Origin of the sequence: Labrys sp. 22185, from assembly GCF_052045555.1 — a bacterium.
Classification (GTDB): domain Bacteria; phylum Pseudomonadota; class Alphaproteobacteria; order Rhizobiales; family Labraceae; genus Labrys; species Labrys neptuniae.
Genome location: NZ_JBQEPH010000080.1, coordinates 1 through 7,683 on the forward strand (window position 1 = coordinate 1; position 7,683 = coordinate 7,683).

Below are 7,683 nucleotides of genomic sequence, written 5' to 3' on the forward strand. Positions count from 1 at the left end.
TTCGGCCATGGTCATTGTCGAGATGCCATGCGCTTTCATAAGTTTCGGCGCTTTTTCTCGAACCATGCGCTCGAGCTCCTGCTCGTGGATTTGGATCTCCTCGTGTAACGCAAGCCAGCGGCGCGCAATTGCTCGCATCGACGCTTTCGCCGATGCGGCTGGTGACGTCATGTCTCCGGGTCTGAGTGCAGCAATGTGGCGGATCAGGGTGATTGGCCCCTTGATCTGCTCGAGTGCTGCGCGCAGTTCCTCTGGCGCGTTGATGATCAGCGTTTTCAATGTGATCATCGCCTGCGATTTGGCCTTCATCCGCCGCATCTTTCGTGAGTTCGCCACAGGCAAGAGCCCAAGGCCATGATCCGCGCTCCTTCGGCCTTGGCTGGTTCCTGCCTTCGTTGTGGCGCTATGGCTCGGGTTTCAGCATGTGGTGGGACAAGGTCTTGCTGAGGCTATGCCGATCATTTACCGTATAGGCTGACGACGCGCCGATTTGACCCTCAGATTGCGGGCGCGAAAAAAATACAGCTAAAGCGAAGAAAACAACCCGTTTTCTTCCGCATATTAGGTGGTAACCGCCGGAAGGAGCGCGCGATGAGCGGCGATGGCAATATTTCTAATTGTGGTGCTGATGCGGTGCCGATTGCGCAGATCCTGCAATCGCGTACCGACTTTCCTAATTGTGAGCTGAGCTACGAAGTTCAGTTTTCTGCTTTGGATTGGTATGGCATCGCAAACCTTGCGACAGTTTGCGCACGCGCCGGTCTGAATCTGCTTTCCTTGCGCTGCTTCGCTAATGGCCGGGCTTTTTGCGTGCTGGCAGATAGTACAGACGCGGATTTAAATGCGCTGAATAACGGCCTGGAAGCGTTCGCGGGCGCGACGAAATGGACGATCAGCATTTTATATAGACCGAGTTCCGGGGAAGGAAATGCGGCGGAGGGGGCCGCGTAGACGCGAGCGTCATCTGCTCAGGTGCAAACCAATCGAGATCGGTTCGAAGATGAGGCCCGGATCGGGCAGAAGAACGGCATCGTCCGCCAATGGCTAGTGCGTGTTTCGCTAATTCCCGACCACCGATTTCAGTAATTCCCGACCGGCGATTCCGCTAAATCCTGACCGGTCGTTTCGGGGCTTTTCAGGGCTGACTATCGCGAGCGCCATTCTGGCATAGCCGCCTCTCATTTGGGCTTTGAGAGGTGCGATGCCAAAGCGGAAGCAAGCGAGACGAACGGACATGAAGGATGTGCACGCGATCCTGCGCCTGAGATACGGCCAGGGACTTTCCGCGCGCGAGGTGGCCGAGCGCCTGAGGATCAGCAAGACTTCGGTGTTGACCTATCTGCTGCGAGCTCGCGAAGCCGGTTTTGCGATCCCCAATCGCCGTGGCAGAAAGGCACCGTCGAAAACACCAATCGCCGTGCCCGCAAATGGCTGCCGAGGGACGTCGATCCCCCGTCACTCGATGATCCCCTCTTCCGGTAGCTTTGCCATCACCTCAACACCACACCCCGCAAATGTCTTGGCTATCAGACCCAGGCGGAGGTCTTGCGGCACAAGCTGCGGGCCGCCCGCCCCTGCAGGCGCCGGAGATGACGAGTTGGACGCTCTTGACCCGCGACCGATGAGGTGGCGTAGAAAGGCCGACCAGCCGGATTTGTCCTCTTTGGCGCCCTCGCAGATGCCCAGAATCTCCCGAAAGCCCTCGCTATTGACCGCCGAGGCCACCAGCAATGACACGCTGCGGACCTCGCCGGCCCAACTGCGCTTCATGACGATGCCGTCAAGATAAAGATAGGGATGATCGCCCGCGATCGGCCGATGGCGCCACGCCTCGATCTTGGCGTAGATATTTTTTGTTCAGATTCGAGACTGTGCTCGGCCTCACTCGAGTGCCCACAGAGTCTCAGTGATGTCTTCAACGCGCCGAACCGAAATCCCGGCAAGATACATCTCAATCAGCGCTTCCTCGACAGAACACTCGCGCCACCGGTAGCGCTCAATGATCGCGTCTCAAACGTTTGGCGGCGCAGCTTTGGAATCTTTAATCTCGCTTCGCCGGCAACGGTCTCCAGCGTGCGCTCGTAACTGCCCGCTCGCGTGTCCTGTCGCCCTTCGCTCGCTCATAGCGACCGGCACCGCAAAGCCGGTCCGCCTCAGCATCCAGCAGTGCGTTCAGCGTCTCCTCCACCGTTCCGCCCACCATCTCGCCGAGATGATCACGGATCCCGGCCTCATCGATTTGGAAGCAGTCAATCCCGAAAGCGCGAAAGATTCTGTACGTCATCGGCGAATGCGGTTCGATTGTTGTAAATTTTTATTTACTACTATTTCTATAGACAAATTATATATTTCGACGGAAGCTGCATTTCAGCCTCACTTCCGCATCACGGAACCGACAATGACATTTGGCCTTGCCTCGCTGCTCCCCCTGGATCGATGGCGGCCAAGGCCTGAGCCGCGTGGGGTTGGGCGTGGCCGGTACGACGCGCGAAGCGAGGAGCGCCATCGATGCGGGGCGCGCGAGCACCGTGACGAAGGCGCGCTTTTGCCCGCGCACCGCCCATCTGCGTCGGTTGATTGCGCAAGGCCGTATCGTAGCCGCCAAGCAGCAGGCGGGAGCCTGGTTGCGGGAAGCCTATGCCTCGCCGCAATTCCTGACCCTGATTGCCGAACTGCTCGACCCGACCAAGCCCGATCGCGGCCGGCGCCGGCGCAATGGCTCGATATCGGCGAGGCCTTCGAGGCTCTGCGCGAGGACGGCTTTACCCAGGACCAGACGATCCTGGTGCTCTCCGACCGCTTTCATCGGTCCGTCGGTCTCATCGAAAAGGCGCTCGCCTTCTATCGGGAGGCTCAACACACGCCCGGTCCGGCGCCGGTACCAAGGCAACCGCCCCTCAAAATCTCGGCGCGGAAATAGCCGCATGCCCGCCGGCTCGGCCTATTTCACACAAGGTATACGGGATTTGAGGAAGCCACGCGGCATGTCGGTTGTTAGGGCATTTGTCCGGGGCTTCGGCGCGCCGGATATACGTCGAATCAGGACTTCTTTCCGCAGCACGAACCAGACAAGGAGCACCGTATGGCCGACGAACCCGCCGTCCGCCGGACATTGAACGAGGCGGCGGCAAGGCAGCTTGCCAACGCCACCAAGACCAGGGCCCAGTGGTCCGGCATCACGCCGCGCTGGCTAGTTTCCTTCCTGCCCTGGACACCGGTGGAAGCCGGCATCTATCGCCTCAACCGGGTCAAGGAAGACCAGGGCGACATCAGCGCCGAGGTCGAGTGCTCTCCCCGCCGCGACCAGGATCCGGACCTGCCGGAGACCTTCGTCGACTATGAGGAGGCGCCGCGCGAATATTCGCTCAATGCCGTCACCACGGTGCTCGACGTGCAGACCCGCGTCTCCGATCTCTACTCCCATCCCTATGACCAGATCCAGGAACAGCTCAGGCTCCTGATCGAGAAGGTGAAGGAAAAGCAGGAGAACGAACTGGTCAACAACAAGGAATACGGCCTCCTGCCCAATGCGCAGGCCGGCCAGCGCATCAAGACCCGGACCGGCGCGCCCACGCCCGACGACCTGGACGAACTGATCACCAAGGTCTGGAAGGAGCCCTCCTTCTTTCTGGCTCACCCGCGCGCCATCGCCGCCTTCGGCCGCGAATGCACCCGCCGTGGCGTGCCGCCGCCAACGGTCACCCTGTTCGGCACGCCCTTCCTGACCTGGCGCGGCCTGCCGCTGGTGCCGAGCGACAAGCTCGAGGTCGACGCCAAGGGCAAGAGCAACATCCTGCTGCTGCGCACCGGCGAGAAGAAGCAGGGCGTCATCGGTCTGTTCCAGCCGGGTGTTCCCGGCGAGGTACAGCCCAGCCTGTCGGTGCGCTTCATGGGCATCAACCGCAAGGCCATCGCCTCCTACCTGATCTCGCTCTACTGCTCCTCGGCCATCCTTACCCATGATGCCCTGGCCGTGCTGGAAGGTGTCGAGGTCGGCAAGTACCACGACTATCCCGACAAATATGTCTGAGTGGGGTTGATCCGACAGGGCGCGCCGCCCCTCGCCCTTACCCTCTCCCCGCAAGTGCGGGGCGAGGGGGCGCCGAGTGTGGCGTCAACTAGGCGAGGCGCTGAGCGTGCTGGAGAAGATGCGACGTCACCATCTCCCTCGCCCCGCACTGCGGGGAGAGGGTAAGGGTGAGGGGCGACTCTGACCTTGTAGAAGAGCGCTGCTGATCCGATTCCCACCGTATGCCATGATGATCCCCGGTACCGTCCGGCGGACGTCTCCAAGGAGCTCCCGCTCGATGACGACAGGCATTTCCTCTCCCCCGTCCTGGCCGGATCCGGCGGTGCTGGCCGATCTTGCCAACGCCCTGTTCCAGGCGCCGCCCAGCCAGGGCACCGTGCCGCTGGCGCCGACCGTGCCGGCCGTCCCCCCGAGCCCGACCCTGGCGCCGGCGCCCTCCATCACCACCAGCGTCGCCCCTCAGGCGCCGGCCCGGCCCCCCGTCGGCCCGCCCGATCTGCCGCCGGTGACCATACCTTCGATCGTGCCAACGCCGAGCATCCCGATCGCGCCCGCCACCGCGCCGCAGCCTTTGTCGGGCGCCTCGGCCATTCCCTCGGACGTGCCGCAGCCCGGCGGCTCGGCCGGCCCCTTCGTGCCTGCCGTGCCCACCCAGATCGATTTTTCGGTATTGCCCGCCGGTATCGCTGAATTCCTCTCGCTGCTGCGCCCGGATGCGGCGGCCTCGGCGCCCCTGCAGGCGCCGTCCACGGCTTCCATCCCCGGCTCGATCGCCCAGCCGTCCCAGGATGGCTATTATTTCCTGCGCGACGGCCAGTCCCTGGCGCCTGCGCAGCTGCCTGCTTCGCCTGTTGCCGCTCCGCCCTCCGTTCCTCCCGTGCCGCAGAGCCCGCCGTCCGTTCCCGCCCAGGCTGCCTTGCCCGCCGTGCCGGCCGCCTCGCGCCTGCCCGATTTCAGTGCGGTTACCTTGGAATTGCGTCCCGACGCGGTGCCGGATCTCGCTCCGTCAGGCCGTCCCTTCGATGCGAACGCGGTCAAGCGGGACTTCCCGATCCTGCAGACGCAGGTGCATGGCAAGCCTTTGATCTGGCTCGACAATGCGGCAACCACTCAGAAGCCGCAGGCGGTGATCGATCGCCTCAGCCATTTCTACGAGCATGAGAACTCCAACATCCATCGCGCGGCCCATGCGCTGGCGGCGCGGGCCACCGATGCCTATGAGGGCGCGCGCGAGAAGGTACGGCGCTTCCTCAATGCCGGTTCGACGCGCGACATCATCTTCGTGCGCGGCACCACCGAGGGCATCAACCTGATCGCGCAGGCCTTCGGCCGCCGCCATGTCGGGGAAGGTGACGAGATCCTGGTTACCTGGTTGGAGCATCATGCCAATATCGTGCCCTGGCAGATGCTGGCCGCCGAGAAGGGCGCCAAATTGCGTGTCGCGCCGGTCGACGACACCGGCCAAATCATTCTTGAGGAATATGAGAAGCTCATCAATCCGCGCACGCGCATCGTCTCGATCACGCAGGTCTCCAACGCGCTCGGCACGGTAACGCCGGCCCGGGAGATGGTGGCCATCGCCAAGCGCCATGGCGCCACGGTGATTGTCGACGGTGCACAGTCGGTCTCGCATATGCGCACCGACGTGCAGGCGCTCGATGCCGACTTCTTCGTGTTCTCCGGCCACAAGGTATTCGGTCCGACCGGCATCGGCGTGGTGCATGGCAAGCCCGACGTGCTCGCCCATCTGCCGCCCTGGCAGGGCGGCGGCAACATGATCGCCGACGTCACCTTCGAGAAGACGATCTATCACGGGCCGCCCGAGCGCTTCGAGGCCGGCACCGGCAACATCGCCGACGCCGTCGGGCTCGGCGCGGCGCTCGACTATGTCGAGACAATCGGCATGGATGTGATCGGTCGCTATGAGCATGAACTGCTGGTCTACGCCACCGAGCACATGCTCACCGTGCCCGGCCTCAAGCTGATCGGCACCGCCAGGGACAAGGCGAGCGTGCTCTCCTTCGTGCTCGACGGCTGCCGGACCCAGGATGTCGGCGTGGCGCTCGACCGCGAGGGCATCGCGGTGCGCGCCGGCCATCATTGCGCCCAGCCGATCCTGCGCCGCTTCGGCCTGGAAAGCACGGTGCGGCCGTCACTGGCCTTCTACAATACGTATGAGGATGTCGACGCGCTGGTAACGGCGCTGAGAAGGATCCAGAGCGGGCGGGGTTGGTGATCTTCGGAGCGCGGACTTCCAGTCCGCTCTCCGAAGCCTATTTGCCCAGCCAGATAGGGCCCGACGGATTGTCGATGGCAGACAATATGTGAAGTCGGCAACCCACACTATGTCGGGGCGATCGGGGATCAGATTGCGATAGAGGTTCGGGTAGATTGGAGAATCGTGATTACTGTCGGTTGTGCGCGCATAGCGCCTGCGCGGCTTGATGCCCAAACCTGCCGCCCTCATCACTCAGGCTACGCACTTATGGTTGACCAGACGGCTGCGGCGGCAAAGCTCGTGGGTCACCCGCCGATAGCCGTAGCAGGGCAGTTCGTCCTGGATGTCCTCAATGAGGGTGACAAGTTCTGTGTCGTTCTGGCCGTGGCGCGATAGTAGAATGAATTCCTCGGCAGATCGATCACTTCACACACCCGTCTGACAGAGCAGCCCGAGGGCCGGTGATGATGAAGGATCTCTCGCTGTCGCCGGCGATCGGCTGGCGCGGCGTTTTTTTTGGCAAGGCCCAGTTCCATGGTGAGTTGGCCCACCTTGCGCTTAAGTGCGGCGATCCGCGCCTCGTATCAGCGACGACGCTGGCCTCGGCTTCCTCGTCATTCAGTTCGCCCCGGCCGAGCCACGCAGCCGTCGCACCGCACGCCGTGGGCACGCCGACATTCCAGTCGAGCAAGATAATCATCGCCTGCGGGACTGGGGGTCGGAGGTTCAAATCCTCTCGCTCCACCAAAGTGAATTCGTCGACCTACAATGAGCCGGACATTCTCAACCCAATCTAGCATGGGTGCCGCGATTCTTGCATCGGGGGCCGAGTTCGAGTTGCATCGATCGTGAGGAATGGCAGCTGGTCTGCAAGAAATTAGTAAAGCTACAAAACAATTAACGAGCGCGCCGCCACGAAGCGTGCCAAGAAAGAGCTGAGATCAGACGATCAGAGCACCAATACCCGAAAGCCCATCGATGACACCCGCCAGCAATACGGATCGTATCTTCCAATCTCTAGAGAAGTTGATTTGCGCCTTCTTTGAGGGACACGACGTCTCTCCCCTACAACAAAGCGCCTTCCTGATGCAGATCGCAAAGGCTGCGGCGCCGACGGAGCCCAAGAATAATATCAGGCCATCGCGTGTAAAAATTATCAGCGAGGACGACATTAAGCGAATGTGGGCAGTCCACGCGAGAATATTGCCACGAAAAAAGAGAAAAGTGCAGGCAGGAAAGCTGTAGACGTTAGCTATAGGCATTTCATAGAGACACTCTATACTGTACGATCCGTAAGCGTAGTGGATCGAAATCGTCGGATTCAGATGGCTTCGATCCGCAGCCGCTAGAGCATGTCCTGCGATCGATGAATCGATTGTGATGTGACAGGTGGCTTGTGAGCTGATTCAACATCTGCCTTGTGGGAGAGGTTGAT

The 7,683-nt window shown here is 61.7% G+C and carries 5 protein-coding genes and 4 pseudogenes; 6 read left to right on the forward strand and 3 right to left on the reverse strand.

Annotated features, from left to right (window positions below; genetic code table 11):
* Positions 1–309, reverse strand: a pseudogene (locus ACTJKX_RS37410) (IS110 family transposase); the annotation flags it as partial.
* Between the two features lie 282 nt (positions 310–591).
* On the opposite strand from ACTJKX_RS37410, the gene ACTJKX_RS37415 reads away from it, so the two are divergent.
* The 3 genes and pseudogenes from ACTJKX_RS37415 to ACTJKX_RS37425 all read left to right on the forward strand — a co-directional run.
* Complete coding sequence (locus tag ACTJKX_RS37415) at positions 592–951, forward strand: hypothetical protein (protein ID WP_440728429.1); 360 nt, start codon at positions 592–594, stop codon at positions 949–951.
* Positions 952–1,201: 250 nt separating this feature from the next.
* Positions 1,202–1,375, forward strand: a pseudogene (locus ACTJKX_RS37420) (sigma factor-like helix-turn-helix DNA-binding protein); the annotation flags it as partial.
* Positions 1,363–1,593: pseudogene (locus ACTJKX_RS37425) on the forward strand (transposase); the annotation flags it as partial. The pseudogenes ACTJKX_RS37420 and ACTJKX_RS37425, both read left to right, overlap by 13 nt.
* A gap of 75 nt (positions 1,594–1,668) precedes the next feature.
* Here ACTJKX_RS37425 and ACTJKX_RS37430 read toward each other — a convergent pair.
* Positions 1,669–2,072 (reverse strand): annotated as a pseudogene (locus tag ACTJKX_RS37430) (transposase); the annotation flags it as partial.
* A 1,010-nt stretch (positions 2,073–3,082) separates the two neighbouring features.
* On the opposite strand from ACTJKX_RS37430, the gene ACTJKX_RS37435 reads away from it, so the two are divergent.
* Complete coding sequence (locus tag ACTJKX_RS37435; RefSeq protein WP_068283297.1) at positions 3,083–4,030, forward strand: family 2A encapsulin nanocompartment shell protein; 948 nt, start codon at positions 3,083–3,085, stop codon at positions 4,028–4,030.
* A gap of 277 nt (positions 4,031–4,307) precedes the next feature.
* Positions 4,308–6,266, forward strand: coding sequence for a family 2A encapsulin nanocompartment cargo protein cysteine desulfurase (locus ACTJKX_RS37440; RefSeq protein WP_394310819.1), 1,959 nt, complete (start codon positions 4,308–4,310; stop codon positions 6,264–6,266).
* Positions 6,267–6,500: 234 nt separating this feature from the next.
* Here the strand turns inward: ACTJKX_RS37440 and ACTJKX_RS37445 are convergent, their stop codons facing one another.
* Complete coding sequence (locus ACTJKX_RS37445; protein ID WP_440726492.1) at positions 6,501–6,650, reverse strand: IS3 family transposase; 150 nt, start codon at positions 6,648–6,650, stop codon at positions 6,501–6,503.
* Between the two features lie 62 nt (positions 6,651–6,712).
* Between ACTJKX_RS37445 and ACTJKX_RS37450 the strand changes: the two genes are divergently transcribed.
* Positions 6,713–7,045, forward strand: a complete 333-nt coding sequence (locus ACTJKX_RS37450; protein WP_440726370.1) for a hypothetical protein — start codon at positions 6,713–6,715, stop codon at positions 7,043–7,045.
* The last annotated feature ends 638 nt before the right edge of the window (positions 7,046–7,683 follow it).

Excerpts from the sequence above, each read along its gene's own strand:
- ACTJKX_RS37415 (WP_440728429.1), top strand. The coding sequence starts at position 592 with ATGAGCGGCGATGGCAATATTTCTAATTGTGGTGCTGATGCGGTGCCG.
- ACTJKX_RS37435 (WP_068283297.1), top strand. The coding sequence starts at position 3,083 with ATGGCCGACGAACCCGCCGTCCGCCGGACATTGAACGAGGCGGCGGCA.
- ACTJKX_RS37440 (WP_394310819.1), top strand. The coding sequence starts at position 4,308 with ATGACGACAGGCATTTCCTCTCCCCCGTCCTGGCCGGATCCGGCGGTG.
- ACTJKX_RS37450 (WP_440726370.1), top strand. The coding sequence starts at position 6,713 with ATGATGAAGGATCTCTCGCTGTCGCCGGCGATCGGCTGGCGCGGCGTT.